Here is a 16707-nt window from a genome sequence, read left to right as displayed (position 1 = left end):
TTCCATGCACCTGGTCCGTTTTCTCTCCCCGGTCGACGGCCGCCCGATCCCCGGCGTGCGCACCGGGGACACGGTGGCGTCGCTGCAGGGCGTCAACACGGTCGCCGAACTGCTCCGGCTCCCGCTCGCCGACCTGCAGGCGGAGGTGGACAAGGTCGGCGAGACGCTTCCCGCCGACGGCCTGACGTTCCTGCCGCCGCTCGACGGCCGCGGTGAGGTGTGGTGCGCCGGCGTCACGTACGAGCGGTCGCGCGGGGCCCGGATGGAGGAGAGCACCGAGCAGTCGGTCTACGACAAGGTCTACACCGCCGACCGGCCCGAGCTGTTCCAGAAGGCGCCGGCCTGGCGCGTGGTCGTGGACGGTGAGCCGGTCGGGATCCGGTCCGACTCCGGCCACGACGTCCCTGAGCCGGAGCTGGCCGTCGTCGCGAACAGCCACGGCGAGATCGTCGGCTTCACGGTCTGCAACGACATGAGCTCACGGTCCATCGAAGGCGTCAACCCGCTGTACGTGCCGCAGGCCAAGCTCTTCGCGGGCGGCTGTGCGCTGGCGTCCGGGATCCGCCCGGCGTGGGAGGTCGCGAACCCGAAGGCGCTCACCGTCGACCTGGTGATCCGTCGCGGCGACGAGCAGGTGTTCCGCGGTACGACGTCCACCGAGAAGCTGGTGCGCGACCTGCAGGACCTGATCGACGCCCTGTTCCTGCCGAACGACTTCCCGGACGGCGTGATCCTCGCGACCGGCACCGGGATCGTGCCGGAGCTGGACTTCGCGCTGGCCGCGGGCGACGTCATCACGATCACCATCGACGAGGTCGGCACGCTGACCAACACCGTCGCCACCGGCAAGGAACCGTTCGGGTTCCTGGCCACCGACAACCTGGAAGGAACGCGATGACCCAGGACACCACGCCTGCCGAGCTCGAGCAGGCGCTCGCGGCGGCCACCGCCGCCGCACCCGCTTTCGGCGCGGCCGCGCCGGCGGTCCGGGCCGGCTGGATCCGCGCCGTCGCGGACGCGCTGGACGCGGCGGCCGGTGAGCTGGTGCCGATCGCGATGCGGGAGTCGTCACTGCCCGAGGCGCGGCTGACCGGCGAGGTCGCCCGCAGCACCGGCCAGCTGCGGATGTTCGCCGACGTCCTCGAAGAGGGCTCGCTGCTCGAGGTCGTCATCGACACGGTGGACCCGCAGGCGAAGCCGGTACCGCGGCCGGATCTGCGCCGCGTGCTGGTGCCGCTCGGTCCCGTGCTGGTCTTCGCCGCCAGCAACTTCCCGTTCGCGTTCAGCGTCTGCGGCGGCGACACCGCGTCGGCGCTCGCCGCGGGCTGCCCGGTGGTCGTCAAGGCGCACCCGGGTCACCCCGAGCTGTCCGTCCGCACCGCCGAGGTGATGATCGAGGCGCTGACGGCGGCCGGTGCGCCGGAGGGAACGCTCGGCCTGATCTCCGGCTTCGACGTCGGCGTCACGGCGCTGAAGGACCCGCGGATCACCGCCGCCGGGTTCACCGGCTCGGTCCCGGCCGGCAAGGCCCTGCACGAGATCGCCGTGACCCGGCCGGAGCCGATCCCGTTCTACGGCGAGCTCGGCAGCCTGAACCCGGTGTTCGTCACCCAGGCCGCGATCGATGCCCGGGGCAAGGACATCGCGACCGGGTACGTCGGTTCGTTCACGCTCGGCGTCGGCCAGTTCTGCACCAAGCCGGGGCTGCTGTTCCTCCCGGCCGGCCACGGCCTGCAGGATCAGCTCGTCGAGGCCGTCGGCGGCGTCGCCCAGGCCCCGATGCTGAACGACCGCATCAGGGACGGCTTCACCTCCGGCCTCGACCGGCTGGAGAAGGTGGACGGCGTCCGCGTGCTGGCGTCCGGCGGTGCGACGCTCCTGCAGACCACCGTCGCCGAGCTCCTGGCCCGCCGCGACGAGATCCTCGAGGAGTGCTTCGGCCCGGTCTCGATCGTGGTGGAGTACGGCGACCGCGACGAACTCGTCCAGGCGCTCGAGGCGTTCGAAGGCAACCTGACCGCGACGCTGCACGCGGAGGACTCCGACGCCGACCTGGCCCGGGAACTCCTGCCGCTGCTGACCGCCCGCGCGGGGCGCGTGCTGTGGAACGGCTGGCCGACCGGCGTCGCCGTGTCGTGGGCCCAGCACCACGGCGGCCCGTTCCCGTCGAGCGTCGGCTCGATCCACACCAGCGTCGGCGTGACGGCGGCCCGGCGGTTCCAGCGCCCGGTCGCGTACCAGGACACTCCGGACGCGGTGCTGCCCGACGTACTGAAGGACTCGAACCCGGCCGGGATCAGCCGGCGGGTGAACGGAACCGTGACCACAGGTGAGGTGTCGCGATGACTGATGTGCCCCCGACGAACGACCCGGCCGAGGGCGACGTCCTGGCCGGCGAATCGGCCCCGGCCTCGACCGGCCGGCGGAGTTTCGACCACTGGTTCGGTGAGCACGGCCGCAACGGCTTCATCCACCGGTCCTGGATGAAGTCGCAGGGCTTCTCCGAGGAAGCCTTCGACGGGCGCCCGGTGATCGGGATCTGCAACACCTGGTCCGAGCTGACGCCGTGCAACGCGCACCTGCGCCGGCTCGCCGACTCGGTGAAGCGCGGGGTCTGGCAGGCCGGCGGGTTCCCGCTGGAGTTCCCGGTGATGTCGCTCGGCGAGACGCTGCTGCGGCCGACCGCGATGCTGTTCCGCAATCTGCTGAGCATGGACGTCGAGGAGTCGCTGCGCGGGAACCCGCTCGACGGCGTGGTGCTGCTGACCGGCTGCGACAAGACGACGCCCGGCTCGATCATGGGCGCCGCGAGTGTCGACCTGCCGACGATCGTCGTCACCGGCGGCCCCATGTTGAACGGTAAATTCCGCGGCTGCGACATCGGCTCCGGTACGGCGGTCTGGCGGTTCACGCAGGACCTCAACGCCGGCCGGATGTCGGCCGAGGACTTCGCGGCGGCCGAGGCGGGCCAGTCCCGCAGCAACGGCCACTGCATGACGATGGGCACGGCGTCCACGATGGCCTGCATGGCCGAGGCGCTCGGCCTGCAGCTGACCGGATCGGCGGCGATCCCCGCGGTCGACTCGCGGCGCTACGTAATCGCGCAGAAGTCCGGGCAGCGGATCGTCGAGATGGTCAAGGAAGACCTGAAGATCAGCGACATCCTCACCCGGGACGCGTTCGCCAACGCGGTCCGCGCGAACGCGGCGATCGGCGGTTCGACGAACTTCGTCATCCACCTGCTCGCGATCGCCGGCCGGGTCGGCGTCGACGTGACGCTGGACGACATCGACGAGTGGGCGCGCGGCGTCCCGTGGCTGGTCGACCTGCAGCCCTCGGGCAAGTACCTGATGGAGGACTTCTACTACGCCGGGGGCCTGCCCGCGGTGCTGAAGGAGATCCTGCCGCTGCTCAAGCCGGACGCGATCACGGTCACCGGCAAGACGATCGGCGAGAACGTCGCGAACGCCGAGCGGATCGAGGCGGTGTACCCGGGCGCGGCGCCCGGCAGCGAGACGTACGCCGTCATCCGCCCGGTCGGCGACCCCCTCGGCAGCGGCGCGGGAACCGCCGTACTGAAGGGGAATCTGGCCCCCGACGGCGCGGTCATCAAGCAGTCGGCCGCGTCCGAGCGGCTGTCGCGGCACCGCGGCAAGGCGCTGGTGTTCAGCAGCATCGAGGAGTACGACAAGGCGGTCGAGGACCCGGAGCTCGACGTCGACGAGGACACCGTGCTGGTGTTGCAGAACGCCGGGCCGCGCGGGTACCCGGGGATGCCCGAGGTCGGCAACATGACGATCCCGCGCAAGCTCGCCGAGATCGGCGTCGACGACATGGTGCGGATCTCGGACGCGCGGATGAGCGGTACGGCGTACGGGACCGTCGTCCTGCACGTCACGCCCGAGGCCGCGGTGGGCGGGCCGCTGGCGCTCGTGCGGACCGGGGACTGGATCGAGCTCGACGTACCGGCGCGGCGGCTGCACCTCGACGTACCGGACGAGGAGCTGGAGAAGCGCCGGGCGGACTGGCAGCCGCCGGCGCCGCCGTCGGACCGCGGCTGGGCCCGCCTCTACGTCGACCACGTGACCCAGGCCAACCAGGGCTGCGACCTCGACTTCCTCATCGGCCGCACCGGCTCCGCCGTAGCCCGCCAGAGCCACTGATGTCCTGGGGACCATTTGAAGCGGTTCGGGGGCTGCGGCCCGCGGGGACGCTCCCGCAGGTGACGCCGATCCGGCGGATCCTCACGGATCTGCCGGTGTCGGCCGACCCGTACGCCGACGCGCGCGCGGCGCTCGAACCGCTCCGGGAGCGGGTCCTGCCCGGCGCCCGGATCGCGGTGACGGCGGGCAGCCGCGGGATTCACGACCTGGTGCCGGTGGTGAAGGCGGCTGTGGACTGGCTGCGGGACGCCGGCGCCGCGCCGTTCGTGATCCCGGCGATGGGCTCGCACGGCGGCGCGACCGCCGACGGGCAGCGCGAGATGCTCGCCGGTCTCGGCATCACCCCCGAGACCGTGGGCTGCCCCGTCGAAGCGACCATGGAGACGGTCGTCGTCGGCACTCTGGCCGACGGCACCGAGGTGCACCACGACGCGATCGCCGCCAAGGCCGACGGCGTCCTGCTGGTGAACCGGATCAAGCCGCACACCGACTTCCGCGGACCGATCGAGAGCGGGATCGCGAAGATCCTCGCGATCGGGCTCGGCAACCACCGCGGCGCGGCCTCCCTGCATGCCGGCGGCATCCCGTCGCTCGGCGCCAACATCGAGGCCGCGGCCCGGATGGTGATTGCGCAGGGCAAGATCCTCGGCGGGTTGGCGATCCTGGAGAACGCCCACGAACAGACCGCCGCGGTCGAGCTGCTGGCCGCCGACGGGATTGCCGAAGCGGCCGAAAATGCCCTGCTGCAAAGGGCCTCGAGCCTGCTGGGCCGGCTGCCGTTCGACGAGCTCGACGTCCTCGTGGTCGACGAGCTCGGCAAGGACAAGTCCGGCGCGGGCATGGACACGAACGTGATCGGCCGCTGCTGGGTACACGGCATCCCCGAGTTCGAGTCGCCGTCGATCGCCGCGATCAGCGTGCACTCGCTGTCGCCGGCGTCGCACGGCAACGCGTCCGGCCTCGGCCTGGCCGACGTGATCCCGGCCCGGCTGCTGGAGCAGATCGACCTGCGGGCCAGCTACGTGAACGCGCTGACCTCGGGCGCCGGCGGGGCGCGGCGATCGCGGCTGCCGATGGTGATGGAGGACGACGAGGCCGCCGTTCTCGCGGCCGTGACGATGTGCGGACGGCGGCACTGGTCGGAGCTCCGGCTGGCCCGGATCAAGGACACCCTGTCGCCGAACGAGCTGATGGTGACACCGGCCCTGCTGACCGAGGCGGCCGAACGATTCGACCTGGAGATCACCGGTACGGCGCGGGACCTGGCGCCGGCCGGACGACTCGGACCTTGGAGCGAGACATGAACCTTCGCGAAGCACGTGCCCTGCTCGCCGACCGCGGCTTCCGGCCCGGGGAGGCATCCACGAAGACCTTCCCCGACGGGTCGCCGTACAAGGTGGAGATCCCGTCCTGCGAGGGACCGCGGGTGATGACGGCGGTCCTGGAGGAGGCCAAGGAGCGCGGCGTCACGATCGACCGGGTGTCACAGGGCAGCGGCGTGATGATGCTGACCGACGGCGAGATCGAGGAGATGCTGTCGCTCGGCGCCTCCGCGGGTGTCGAGGTGTGCCTGTTCCTCGGGCCGCGCGGCGCGTGGGACATCGGCGGTCAGGCGAAGGTGTCGGCCGCGGTCGGCGGTGTTGCGCGAGGCAACGACCAGGTGGCCGCGTCGCTGTGTGACGCGTACCGCGCGGTCGAGCTCGGCGTCCGCAGCCTGCTCGTCGGCGACATCGGCGTGCTGGAGATCCTCGGTCAGCTCAAGATCGAGGGCGAGCTGCCGTCGGACCTGGTGCTGAAGACATCGGTGCTGATGCCGCTGCCGAACGCCCCGACCGCGCGCTTGTACGAGCGGCTCGGCGCGACCAGCCTGAACGTGTCGACCGACCTGCCGGTGCCGGTACTCGCGGAGATCCGCTCGGTGACGACCGTGCCGATCGACATGTACATCGAGGTCCCCGACGACCAGGGCGGCCACGTCCGCTTCTACGACGTACCGGATGTCGTCCGGGCCGCGGCGCCGGTGTACCTCAAGATGGGGCTGCGGAACGCGCCGAACATCTACCCGGTCGGCGCGCACCTCGCCGGGACGGCCGAGGCGCTCGGGCGGGAGCGCGTGCGGCGCGCGGAGCTGATCCTGCGGTTGCTCGCGGAGCAAGATGAGGGATGAGTTCGTCGGCCGGCTCCGGTCGGTCCTCGAGGACGTCGTCGACGATCCGGACGTCCTGGACAGTCATCGCAACGATCACGCGACCTTCTGTACGGCGGGGGCGCCGCGGGCGCTCGTCCGGCCGGGGAGCACCGCCGACGTGCAGGAGGTGCTGCGGATCGCGTCCGAGTTCCGAGTGCCGGTGGTCACCCAGGGCGCGCGGACCGGGTTGTCCGGCGCCGCGAACGCGATCGACGGCTGCCTGTTGCTGTCGACGTCCCGGATGGCGCGCATCCTCGAGGTGTCCGTCGAGGACCAGGTGGCCGTCGTCCAGCCGGGTGTGGTGAACGCCTCGCTGTCCCGCGCGGTGCTGGACAAGGGCCTGTTCTACCCTCCGGACCCGTCGTCGTGGGAGATGTCGACGATCGGCGGAAACATCGCGACGAACGCCGGTGGATTGTGCTGTGTGAAGTACGGCGTGACGTCGGACTTCGTGCGCGGCCTGGAAGTCGTCCTGGCGTCGGGCGAGGTCGTGCGCACCGGCCGCCGCGCGGCGAAGGGCGTCGCCGGGTACGACCTGACCAGGCTGATCGTCGGCTCCGAAGGCACGCTGGGGGTGGTGACCGAGGCGACGCTCGCGTTGCAGCCTGCCCCCGAGGCCGCACTGACCGCGGCCGCCACCTTCCTGACGATCGAGGACGGCATCGCCGCCGCAGCCGCTGTCATGGCCGCCGGCCTGCGCCCGTCCTTGCTCGAGTTCCTCGATCAGCCGACGCTGCGCGCGATCCAGGCTTACCGGGACATGGGGCTGCCGGAGAACGTCGGCTCGATGCTCCTCGCACAGTCCGACCGGGGAACAAGAGCCGCCGACGACGTCGCGCGGATCGCCGCGATCTGCGCCGAGCACGGTGCCGTCGACGTCGCCGAGGCCTCGGACGCCGAGGAGTCCCGGATGCTGCTCGAAGCCCGCCGGCTGGTCAACTCGGCACTGGAACCGCTCGGCGTCACGTTGATCGACGATGTCTCCGTGCCGCGGTCACAGCTGGTCACCCTGTTGCGCGGGATCGCCGAGATCAGCGCGAAGTACGACGTACTCATCTGTTGCCCAGGGCATGTAGGTGACGGGAACATGCACCCGACCGTGGTCTTCGACCGCGACGACGCGGACGCCGAGGCGCGGGCGCTGGAGGCGTTCGGGGCGGTGATGGAGCTGGGCCTGCGGCTCGGCGGCACGATCACCGGCGAGCACGGGATCGGCACGCTGAAGGCCCGCTGGCTGGAGACTGAGCTCGGGCCGGTCGGGCTCGAGCTGCATCGGCGGATCAAGGCCGCCTTCGACCCCCTGAACCTGCTGAATCCCGGGAAGGTGCTGCGGTGATCGATCCGTCCGCCGTCCGTCCCTCGGCGCGGCAGGTGGCCTGGCAGCGGCAGGAGCTGACCGCGTTCGTGCACTTCGGGCCGAACACGTTCACCGATCTCGAATGGGGGACCGGTCTGGACGACCCGGCCGCGTTCGAACCGACGGCGCTGGACTGCTCGCAGTGGATCTCCGCGCTGGTCGCCGCCGGGTTCAAGAGCGTGATCCTGACGGCCAAGCACCACGACGGGTTCTGCCTGTGGCCGAGCAAATACCTGCCGCACACCGTTGCCGCGTCGTACGGTCGGGACGTCGTCGGTGAGCTGTCCATCGCTTGTCAGGCCGCCGGGCTCGGGTTCGGGATCTATCTGTCGCCGGCGGACCTCTATCAGGAGAAGTCGCCCGGCGGGTACTACGGCAACGGGAGCCCGGCCGTCGCGTCGCAGGTCGGGGAGTTCTCGTATGTGGTCGACGACTACAACCGGTTCTACCTGCGGCAGTTGCACGAATTGCTGACGTCGTACGGATCGATCGCCGAAGTCTGGCTGGACGGGGCGAATCCGACGAGCAGCGCGCAGACCTATGCGTACGACGCGTGGTTCGACCTGATCCGCCGGCTCGCCCCGGACGCGACGATCGCGATCGGCGGGCCGGACGTGCGGTGGGTCGGCAACGAGGACGGATTCGCGCGGGAGACCGAGTGGAGCGTCGTACCGTTCCTGAACGGGGCGATGGTGGCCGAGCAGACGGCGCCCTCCGTGGCCGGGCCGGACGAGTTGGCCCGGGCCGACGAGCTGCGCTGGTATCCGGCCGAGGTCGACGTGTCGATCCGGCCCGGGTGGTTCTACCACGCGTCCGAGGACGCCGCGGTGAAGTCGGTGCCGGAACTCCTGGACATCTATCGCAAGTCGGTCGGGCGGAACGCCGTACTGCTGCTGAACATCCCGCCCGACCGTCGCGGCTTGTTCGCCGATCCGGACGTCGCCGCGCTGACGGCCTTCGGTGCGGCCGTTCGCTCGTACTACGACACGCCGGTGACGCTGCCCGGCACAGTGAATGTGCTCGACCTCCGGGAGAACATCGAACAAGGTCAGCAGGTCGAATGCTTCGCAGTGGACGCCTTCGCCGACGGCTCGTGGCGGGAGATCGCGACTGGCACAACCATCGGTCACCGCCGCCTGCTGGTGGTTCCTCCTGTCGTGCCCAGCGACGTCCGCGTCCGCATCCTCTCCGCCCGCGCCGCAGCCGAGGCAGACCTGTCCGTCCACTTCGACCCGACGATCGTGTAGTCCCCCTGCCTGGAGTCGAACCAGGAACCGAGCCTTCGGAGAGCCCGGCGAGATTCCGTCACCAGAGGGCACGCTCGACAGGTAGTGCACCGGCGAGACACTGTACGCGCGGAGCGCTTCACGCTCAGGTGCACTAGGCCATCGCCGGACACTACCTGTCGTGAGTGCTACTCCTGGACAGAGACGACACGGATCCAGTCGGAGCATTCGGCCTCACACCACACGTGATCCCCACGGTGGGCGATCCGATCGCGCTGCACATGCCCGCAGGCAAGCAGCACGCGTCGCATCGAGTGACCCTGCTGCACCGGAGCACCGGTCCTGCCGCCAGGCACTCGCTTCCTGTTCCTGAGGTCGGCCACGGCCGGTCCTCCTCTCTAGTTCGTTGGTCCTACGTGCAGAAGGCAGGATTCGAACCTGCTAGGCCCCAAGGCAACGGGTTTACAGCCCGCCCCGCCCCTCCCACGACGGCGCTCCTGCTCAGGCGACACTTCTGGGATCGGTCAGCCTTGCGTTCGAGCGACTTCCTCGATGAAAGCGGCCGGTCGCTCGATGTGCGGGACATGTCCGGCCTCTTCGATCACTCGTAATGGCCGGCCGAGCCTGCCGGCTGCCTCCGCCGCGAGTGACAGCGGTACGAATCGGTCCTCTGCGCCCCAGAGCAGTGTCGTCGGGACGTCGATCCGGTCATGGACCTGTTTGGTACAGGTGGCGACCAGGTGGCGCATGGTCCGCCCGACGTGCGGTACTCGTGCGCGGCTCCGTGTGTACGTGCTGAACGCGTGCATCCAGTCCGGGTCGCGGCGCCGTACGGAATCGAGGTCGGCGAACGCGCGGCGTTCGAAGCGCTCCATGTTCGCCTCGGAGGGATGCACCGCGAATCGGATCGCTGTCACGCGCAGTCCGACCGGCAGCCGGTACGGGCCGACCCCGGGTACGCCGTACAGCACCAGCCGGTGGAGTTGGTCGCCGTGACTCGCGGCGAACCGTGCCGCCAGCGTCCCGACGAGTGAATGCGCGATCAAGGTCGGCGGCCGATCACAGCTCTGCTCGAGCAGTGCCAGCAGCCAGCCGTCGAACGCCTGTTGGTCCAACCGAGCGACTGCCGCGGACTCGCCGAGCCCCGGCACATCAGGCACGACGAGTTGGTAGCGCTCCGCCAGCTGCGGGATCACCGGCGCCCAGTAAGCCCCGCCGCATTCGATACCGCCGTGCAGGAGGACGAGCGGCGGTCCGTCCCCGCCCGCGAGAACGACTGTCGCCACGTCGTTGACGTCGATCCGCCGTTCGTCGACAGGCAGGCCTTGGAGCAGCCGCTCGCGTGCCATCATGCCCTCAACGTAGATCTCGGCCCTGTACCTCCGCTTCCGAAGAACTACCCAGGCCGCTGCGGGCCGCCCTGCGAACAACCACGTAGCCTGGCAGGGTGGCCGGTCGCTCCCGGCCACCCAGCGGTGAGAGTGAGATTCGAACTCGCGGGCCGGCATGCCAGCCGACCGGCGGTTTAGCAAACCGCTGCCCCTACCGACAGGCGGATCTCACCAACCCCGCCCGCCGTCTCCCCTGTTGACGGCGGGCGGCTGTGGATAACTTCGTCGTGGCCAGGCCTCGCGCTTGTACGCTTAGTGCAAAGGAAGAAGGCGCACGGCGGGCAGGCGCGCAGGGCACCCGCCCACCGGCTCAACCCTTGACGCAGATGACCTGCTTCAGGTGGGCGACGACTTCGACCAGGTCGGACTGGGCGGCGATGACCGAGTCGATGTCCTTGTAGGCGGCGGGGATCTCGTCGACCACGCCGGCGTCCTTGCGGGACTCGACGCCGGCGGTCTGGGCGACCAGGTCGTCGACGGTGTACCGGCGCTTCGCCTCGTTGCGGCTCATCCGCCGGCCTGCCCCGTGCGAGGCCGAGTAGAACGAGCGCTCCGAGCCGAGCCCGCGGACGACGTACGAGCTGGTGCCCATCGACCCCGGGATCAGCCCGAGGTCCCCGCGCCCCGCCCGGATCGCGCCCTTGCGGGTGACCAGCAGGTCGAGCCCGTCGAAGTGCTCCTCGGCCACGTAGTTGTGGTGGCACGAGATCGGCTGCTCGAATCGTACGTCGACCTCGAACGACTCCCGCACCGCCTGCATCACCAGCGCGAGCATGACGGCCCGGTTCCGCGCGGCGTATTCCTGCGCCCACGTGAGGTCCCGGCGGTACGCGTCCATCTGCGGCGTACCGGACAGGAACACCGCCAGGTCGCGGTCCGGGAGATCCGCATTGTGCGGCAGCTCGCGGGCGATCCGCATGTGCCGCTCTGCGAGCTCCTTGCCGATGTTCCGGCTGCCGGAGTGCAGCATCAGCCACACGCGGTCCTCGTCGTCGAGGCACACCTCGATGAAGTGGTTGCCGCCGCCCAGCGAACCCATCTGCTGCTTGGCCTTCCGCTCGCGGTCCTGCACACCGTCGTGCAGACTCGTGAACCCGCCCCACAGCCGATCCCACGGCCGCGGGTCGAGCCCGAGCCGGCGTACGCCGACGGGGTCCTCGTGTGCGCGGAAGCCGACAGGCACGGCGGCCTCGATCCGCGACCGGATCGCCGAAAGGTCGTCGGGCAGGTCAGCGGCCGTCAGCGAGGTCAGCACACCTTCCATCCCGCACCCGATGTCGACCCCGACCGCCGCCGGCGACACGGCCTGGTACATCGCGATCACCGACCCGACGGTCGCGCCCTTGCCGAGATGCACGTCCGGCATCACCCGCACACCGTGCACCCACGGCAGCGCCGCGATGTTGCGCAGCTGCTGCAGCGCCTTCGCGTCGACGTCGTACTCCTGAGCCCACATCAGCGTGGAGCTCTTCGCCCCACTCAGCTCAACCGGAAGCTCCACGTTCATCTCCCAACCCTCCTCGATGGTGTACATGCGGCAGAGCAGGGACTTGAACCCTGACGCCCCGTTGAGGGACAGACCGTTTTCGAGACGGTTGCCGTTAGGCCGAAACTCGGCTTACTCTGCCAGGCCGTCAGCGTGACGGCGTACAGCTGCCAGGGCAGGGCTCGAACCTGCGGGGCCTCGGGTCAGAACCGAGGATGGGTCACCGTCGCCCACCTGGCATCGCGCTCGTCGGCGGCACCGGTGGGTGTCGCGTCAGAGCGCCAACTCGGCACGGGAAGGGATCCACGGCTGCCACAGCAGCGGCATGCCGGCCTCTTCCGGTGTGCGCGAGCCCTTCTTCTCGTTGCACGTCGAGTGCGCGGCGACGGCGTTCAGCCACTCGCCACGTCCGCCCCGTGATCGTGGCACCACGTGGTCCATCGTGGTGGCGCCGAGCTTGCCGCAGTACGCGCATGTGTACTTGTCGCGCTTCAGTACACCGGCCCGCGTGTACTGCAGGCGGCCGGAGGCGTAGCGCCATTTCGTCACGACGTACCGGACGAGCCGGAGCACGCGCGGGAGAGGGAACGGTCCGATGCTGGCGCCGTCGTGGGCCTCTTCGACGACCGCGACCTCGCGGACGAGCATCCGGATGGCGTGCGGGATCGACACGACGTGCAGCTGCTCGTACGAGGCGTTCAGGACGATCACACCGCTCATGTGGTTCCTCCTCCCCTCCAGTGTGCCCGACCCGCGGTCAGCAGGTCGGGGAAAACGGTGTCGGTCAGTGTGTGCGGCCCCAGGGATTCGAACCCTGAACCTCCTGGCCCTAAGCCAGGCGCCTCTCCCAGTTGGGCCAGAGCCGCGAAATACTGCGTTCTGTTGCGTACGGCGACCGTCGTGCGTGGCAACCGTGTCACTCAGGGTGTCCGGCGGGGCTCGAACCCGCTTCCTCCGGGTCCACATCCCGGCGCATCGCCCGCTTCTGCCTCGGACACAGCACGCCCGGCAGGATTCGAACCTGCACCCTCCTGCTTCGTAGGCAGGCGCTCTGTCCGGTTGAGCCACGGGCGTTCGTGGCGCCCTGCGCCGGATGTACTGCGGATTTCCGGCGCAGGGCACGCTTGTGGCGCCCGCTCGGCCGGTAGCAAGCATCCTGCGGGCGCCTGGTCCAGCTGGGAGGACTCGAACCTCCGATCTCCTCAACCCAAATGAGGTGGCCTGGCCGCTGGCCTACAGCTGGTCCTCCCCGGGGCGTCGCGGTCCCCGGGGAAATTGCGATGAATGTCCAGTTGTCAATTGTTCGTGCCGATATCCGTGAATACCGGAAAAAGCATCGGTGGAAGGAGTCGAACCCTCGTGACGCGGGTTTGGAATCCGGTCCGCAACCATTGCGCACCGACGTGACCCGTTGCCGGGCAAAGAAAAGAGCCGCCTGCTGCCGGGACCCGGCTCAGACGGCTCGCGTGGAGATCTCCCCAGCGGAAGATCACCCAGGCGGACCGCCCGAACACAGGCTGAGCTGGTGGTAGAAGGCCTCATCGCCCACAGATCGCAGGCACGCCGACAAAGCCATGCGGCCGGGCCGCCAGGCTTCGTTCGCGATTCGCGTTCCGTACACGATCTGTCTCCTCAGGTTCTGTCGCTTGCGGGAAATAGTCTCACCCAACACTCGTGGTGAAGTCAACGCATTTCTCAGAGCAATTCTTCCCCGTCATTCCCGCACCCCTCCGACGCATACTCCCGCCACCCAGTTCCGTCGGCCGGGTCCGGAATCGGCGAGTGTTCTCACCACACAGGACGGCGCACGCGCCAGCGCCGACGGGACCAGTACGCACTGCCCGCCGTACGTCGCGAGATACCCCCGCCGCACGGGACAGCGGAACCCACGAGCCGGGGCTTCCGCCGTACGCCAAGAGACGACGCTCACCGGCGTGCCCCGCCGTACGGAATGTTGTCGGCGTCACGGGCCGCCTAGTGAGGGCCACGTGCGCCCGGTCGTACGGCGCGCTTCCGCCGCACGCCGAGGGACGGTGCACTCCGCCGTACGGGACGGCATGCCCCCCGCCGTACGGGACGGTGTGCGCCACGTCGTACGCGGTGGCTTGCTCCCGCCATCCGCCAACGGCCGGCTTGCCGTACGGCGCTGCGGCACGCCGGGCCGTCCGTCTGCAGAGTGACCCCGACCACACGGTCACGCCCCGGCGTAACCTCCCCAAGGATCCGATTCGGAATCCACGCCCTCCTCCCGCTACACTCTTGCCTCGGTACACGCCGCCTTAGCTCAGTCGGCAGAGCGTCTCACTCGTAATGAGAAGGTCGTCGGTTCGATTCCGACAGGCGGCTCCACCAGAACCTCCAGGTCAGAGGCCATTTTCTGACTCTGGGGGTTTCTGCTTTGTCCCCCTTCGTGGTGCCGGTCGTGGTGCGAGTCGGCCGTGCGCTCTCGTCCGTGGGCAAGGAGAGGGGAAAGCCGAAGTGTCAGCTCGGCGGGGATCGAGCCAAGCTCGGGTTCAAGACGGCCACGAAGAACCGTAGTCAAGTCGACAAGCAGATCGTCCCACCAGTCGGTCGGGTCGAGGTCCGCGCAGTCGATGCGGGCGTGATGGACTCGTTCTACAGCTAAGTGCGGCGGTGCCGCGACCACTGCGACAAGAAACCCCGGGTCGATCATCGAACCGATCCGCGCGCACGAGTGCGACTAGCGCTGTAAGCCGCATACGTGCGAGTCGCTCGGCGAGTCGAGCATCCTCTACATTCACCAGATCCTCAGCGGGGCCTTCCGGCGAGCGGTCCGCCTGAAGTGGGTCACGATCGACCCGACTGACTTCGCCGAGCCGCCGAAGCCGCGGCCGCGACCCACGTCCGAGGAGACGCCGCCGCGATCGTCAAAGAAGCCTGGAAGGACCCCGATTGGTGCGCACTGAACCGTTGTCGCGCCCCCACACGATCATCAGATAGGGCGACTGGGCACCTACCGAGGCATCCAAGGACTGTCTCGTCCGGAGGCCTCCGGAGGCGCTTGTTGCTCTGGGCACCGTTCGGTCCGCCGACGGCAGGCAGTCTTATCGGCAACTTTGTTGCGCGACCAGAGGCCTGGTCGACGAGCGGGTGTCGGGGTCGACCGTGCATGGGCATCACTGGCGCGGTCGCGGCACGTGATCACGGGCGGCGGTGACCGCGGCGTCGATGTCTCGGTAGATCACGAGCCCGGAATCGTACTGGGTGTGGTGCAGGACGTCGCGGACCTGGCCGATGTCGTGAGCGAAGTAGAGCCGGACGCCATGTGAGGCGAGATCATGGCTGAGTTGGTCGAGCATGCCTGCGGCGGTGACGTCGATGAACGGGATGGTCTCGCCGTCGAGCACCACGGCGCTGACCCCGGCCACGGCGAGGGCGCGGACGTGATCGCGGATATGGTCAGCGTTGGCGAAGAAGAGCCCGGACTCCACGCGGACCACCACGATTCCCGGCTCCGGGTGCAGATCCGGGTGCCGATCAGCGTCCACCCACAGTCCGTTCCCGTCGGGGATCCGGACCAGGCGCGTCAGATGCGGCCGACTGGCCCGGAACAGCAGCAGCGTGATCGAAACGGCGATGCCGATGACCAGGCCCGGCAGGGTGTCGAAGACCAGGACGCCGAGCATCGCCGTGATGGCGGCGAGGAAGTCCGCGCGCGCGGCCGGGCCGTAGATGCCGGCGAGCCGTTCGGTCCAGACGCGGTAGAGCCGGCGCAGCGCGGGAATGTCGATCAACTCGACGACCGCGGCGATGACGACGGCGGCCAAGGTCGCCTCCGGCAATTGCTCGAACAGGCCGGTCAGGAGCAGCAGCGTCACCACTGTGAGGGCGGCGACGGTCAGGCCGCTGAGCTGAGAGCGGGCTCCGGCTCCGCCGTTCACGGCGGTCTTGGACAGACTGCCGTTGACGACCATCCCCGAGGCGAGGCCGGAGCCGATGTTGGCCACACCGAGGCCGGCGAGCTCCCGGTTGGCGTCAATGTCGTAACCCGCTTGAGCGGCGTACGTCTTGGCCGCCGCCAGTCCCTCTGCGAAGCCGATCAGCAGAACGCCCGCCGCCGGCCCCACCAACGCGAGGTAGTCATCTGTCCCCAACCCGGAGGGCAGGCCGAGTGCTGGTAGGCCGGACTGGATCGGCCCGACGATCGCCACGCCGTGCTGGTCGAGGTCGAGTACCGCGACGGCGACGATGCCGAGCAGGACCGCCACCAGCGACCCCGGTAGGAGCGGCAGCCACCGGCGCAGCGCGAGCACAAGCACCAGACTGAGCAGACCGACCGCCAGTGTTGCCCAGCTGGTCTGGTCCAAGGACGTGAGCAGGTGCCAGACCTTGGTGAAGAAGTCGCCCTCACCGCCGTCGATCCCGAAGAGCTTCGGGAGCTGCCCGACCACGATCGTCAGCGCCAGACCGACGATGAATCCCTTCAGCACCGGCTCGGAGATGAGCGAGGCCAGAAAACCGAGCCGCGCGAGACCGGCGGCCACGCCGACAATCCCAGTGATCAGTGCGAGCGCGGTGGTCAGGGCGACGTACCGCTCGCTGCCGCCCGCGGCGAAGGTGCCGACGATTCCGGCCGACAGCGCCGCGGTCGCAGACATCGGCCCGACGACCAGATGCCGGGAGCTTCCGACCAGCGCGTACAGGACCAGCGCGGGCACCGCGGCGTACAGCCCCACCACCGGCGGGACACCGGCGATCGTGGCGTACGCCAGCGACTCGGGCACCAACACCGCCCAAACTGTCAGACCTGCGACCAGATCCGGCCGCACCCAACGCGGTCTGTACGCGACGAACGACCCGAGCAGTAACGGGACTCTGCGCGTCATGCGGTCTCCCTCGTCGGACTACGGACTGCTGATTCCTGTTGCCGAGCAG

11 protein-coding genes and 8 tRNA genes are annotated in these 16707 nt (G+C 69.5%); 8 read left to right on the top strand and 11 right to left on the bottom strand.

Annotated features, from left to right (window positions below):
- The first annotated feature begins 4 nt into the window (after positions 1 to 4).
- The 7 genes from ABZX12_RS20090 to ABZX12_RS20060 are packed head-to-tail and all read left to right on the top strand — an operon-like array spanning position 5 to position 8955.
- Positions 5 to 898, top strand: coding sequence for a fumarylacetoacetate hydrolase family protein (locus ABZX12_RS20090; protein ID WP_355695056.1), 894 nt, complete (start codon positions 5 to 7; stop codon positions 896 to 898).
- Positions 895 to 2346, top strand: a complete 1452-nt coding sequence (locus ABZX12_RS20085) for an aldehyde dehydrogenase (NADP(+)) (RefSeq protein WP_355695055.1) — start codon at positions 895 to 897, stop codon at positions 2344 to 2346. The genes ABZX12_RS20090 and ABZX12_RS20085 overlap by 4 nt, the downstream gene beginning before the upstream one ends.
- On the top strand, positions 2343 to 4163 hold the full coding sequence (locus ABZX12_RS20080; RefSeq protein ID WP_355695054.1) for an IlvD/Edd family dehydratase: 1821 nt from the start codon (positions 2343 to 2345) through the stop codon (positions 4161 to 4163). The genes ABZX12_RS20085 and ABZX12_RS20080 overlap by 4 nt, the downstream gene beginning before the upstream one ends.
- A gap of 59 nt (positions 4164 to 4222) precedes the next feature.
- On the top strand, positions 4223 to 5467 hold the full coding sequence (locus ABZX12_RS20075; RefSeq protein ID WP_355695052.1) for a DUF2088 domain-containing protein: 1245 nt from the start codon (positions 4223 to 4225) through the stop codon (positions 5465 to 5467).
- A complete protein-coding gene (locus ABZX12_RS20070) occupies positions 5464 to 6330 on the top strand; it encodes a U32 family peptidase (protein WP_355695050.1) in 867 nt (288 codons plus the stop codon). Before ABZX12_RS20075 ends, ABZX12_RS20070 begins: the two co-directional genes overlap by 4 nt.
- The gene (locus ABZX12_RS20065) at positions 6320 to 7687 is read left to right on the top strand and encodes an FAD-linked oxidase C-terminal domain-containing protein (RefSeq protein ID WP_355695048.1); all 1368 of its coding nucleotides are present in this window, start codon (positions 6320 to 6322) and stop codon (positions 7685 to 7687) included. The genes ABZX12_RS20070 and ABZX12_RS20065 overlap by 11 nt, the downstream gene beginning before the upstream one ends.
- Positions 7684 to 8955 carry an alpha-L-fucosidase gene (locus tag ABZX12_RS20060; protein WP_355695046.1) on the top strand — a complete coding sequence of 424 codons (1272 nt, stop codon included), beginning with the start codon at positions 7684 to 7686 and terminating at the stop codon, positions 8953 to 8955. Before ABZX12_RS20065 ends, ABZX12_RS20060 begins: the two co-directional genes overlap by 4 nt.
- A gap of 396 nt (positions 8956 to 9351) precedes the next feature.
- Here ABZX12_RS20060 and ABZX12_RS20055 read toward each other — a convergent pair.
- From ABZX12_RS20055 to ABZX12_RS20010, 10 genes are all read right to left on the bottom strand, one after another.
- Positions 9352 to 9435, bottom strand: a tRNA-Tyr gene (locus ABZX12_RS20055).
- A gap of 23 nt (positions 9436 to 9458) precedes the next feature.
- Complete coding sequence (locus tag ABZX12_RS20050) at positions 9459 to 10286, bottom strand: alpha/beta hydrolase (RefSeq protein WP_355695044.1); 828 nt, start codon at positions 10284 to 10286, stop codon at positions 9459 to 9461.
- A gap of 121 nt (positions 10287 to 10407) precedes the next feature.
- A tRNA-Ser gene (locus ABZX12_RS20045) sits at positions 10408 to 10498 on the bottom strand.
- Positions 10499 to 10635: 137 nt separating this feature from the next.
- Positions 10636 to 11781, bottom strand: coding sequence for an RtcB family protein (locus ABZX12_RS20040; RefSeq protein ID WP_355695451.1), 1146 nt, complete (start codon positions 11779 to 11781; stop codon positions 10636 to 10638).
- A gap of 79 nt (positions 11782 to 11860) precedes the next feature.
- Positions 11861 to 11953 (bottom strand) — tRNA-Ser (locus ABZX12_RS20035).
- Between the two features lie 131 nt (positions 11954 to 12084).
- Positions 12085 to 12531: an HNH endonuclease gene (locus tag ABZX12_RS20030; protein WP_355695042.1), complete on the bottom strand. Its 447-nt coding sequence runs from the start codon at positions 12529 to 12531 to the stop codon at positions 12085 to 12087.
- A 72-nt stretch (positions 12532 to 12603) separates the two neighbouring features.
- A tRNA-Leu gene (locus tag ABZX12_RS20025) sits at positions 12604 to 12677 on the bottom strand.
- 58 nt (positions 12678 to 12735) lie between these two features.
- Positions 12736 to 12809: transfer RNA gene (locus ABZX12_RS20020), tRNA-His, on the bottom strand.
- Between the two features lie 2 nt (positions 12810 to 12811).
- Positions 12812 to 12885 (bottom strand) — tRNA-Arg (locus ABZX12_RS20015).
- Between the two features lie 93 nt (positions 12886 to 12978).
- Positions 12979 to 13054: transfer RNA gene (locus tag ABZX12_RS20010), tRNA-Pro, on the bottom strand.
- Between the two features lie 1030 nt (positions 13055 to 14084).
- Here ABZX12_RS20010 and ABZX12_RS20005 point away from each other — a divergent pair.
- Positions 14085 to 14160: transfer RNA gene (locus ABZX12_RS20005), tRNA-Thr, on the top strand.
- A 788-nt stretch (positions 14161 to 14948) separates the two neighbouring features.
- Here the strand turns inward: ABZX12_RS20005 and ABZX12_RS20000 are convergent.
- Positions 14949 to 16658, bottom strand: a complete 1710-nt coding sequence (locus ABZX12_RS20000; protein ID WP_355695040.1) for a SulP family inorganic anion transporter — start codon at positions 16656 to 16658, stop codon at positions 14949 to 14951.
- Between the last annotated feature and the right edge of the window lie 49 nt (positions 16659 to 16707).

Origin of the sequence: Kribbella sp. NPDC003505, assembly GCF_040610875.1 — a bacterium.
Classification (GTDB): Bacteria; Actinomycetota; Actinomycetes; order Propionibacteriales; family Kribbellaceae; genus Kribbella.
Note: the sequence above shows the minus strand (reverse complement) of the source record. Positions and strands in the feature narration are given on the sequence as shown.

Bases quoted from the DNA above. Each gene is read 5' to 3' on its own strand.
- ABZX12_RS20070 (WP_355695050.1), top strand. From the start codon at position 5,464: ATGAACCTTCGCGAAGCACGTGCCCTGCTCGCCGACCGCGGCTTCCGG.
- ABZX12_RS20000 (WP_355695040.1), bottom strand. From the start codon at position 16,658: ATGACGCGCAGAGTCCCGTTACTGCTCGGGTCGTTCGTCGCGTACAGA.
- ABZX12_RS20090 (WP_355695056.1), top strand. From the start codon at position 5: ATGCACCTGGTCCGTTTTCTCTCCCCGGTCGACGGCCGCCCGATCCCC.
- ABZX12_RS20040 (WP_355695451.1), bottom strand. From the start codon at position 11,781: ATGTGGGCTCAGGAGTACGACGTCGACGCGAAGGCGCTGCAGCAGCTG.
- ABZX12_RS20050 (WP_355695044.1), bottom strand. From the start codon at position 10,286: ATGATGGCACGCGAGCGGCTGCTCCAAGGCCTGCCTGTCGACGAACGG.
- ABZX12_RS20030 (WP_355695042.1), bottom strand. From the start codon at position 12,531: ATGAGCGGTGTGATCGTCCTGAACGCCTCGTACGAGCAGCTGCACGTC.
- ABZX12_RS20065 (WP_355695048.1), top strand. From the start codon at position 6,320: ATGAGGGATGAGTTCGTCGGCCGGCTCCGGTCGGTCCTCGAGGACGTC.
- ABZX12_RS20085 (WP_355695055.1), top strand. From the start codon at position 895: ATGACCCAGGACACCACGCCTGCCGAGCTCGAGCAGGCGCTCGCGGCG.
- ABZX12_RS20080 (WP_355695054.1), top strand. From the start codon at position 2,343: ATGACTGATGTGCCCCCGACGAACGACCCGGCCGAGGGCGACGTCCTG.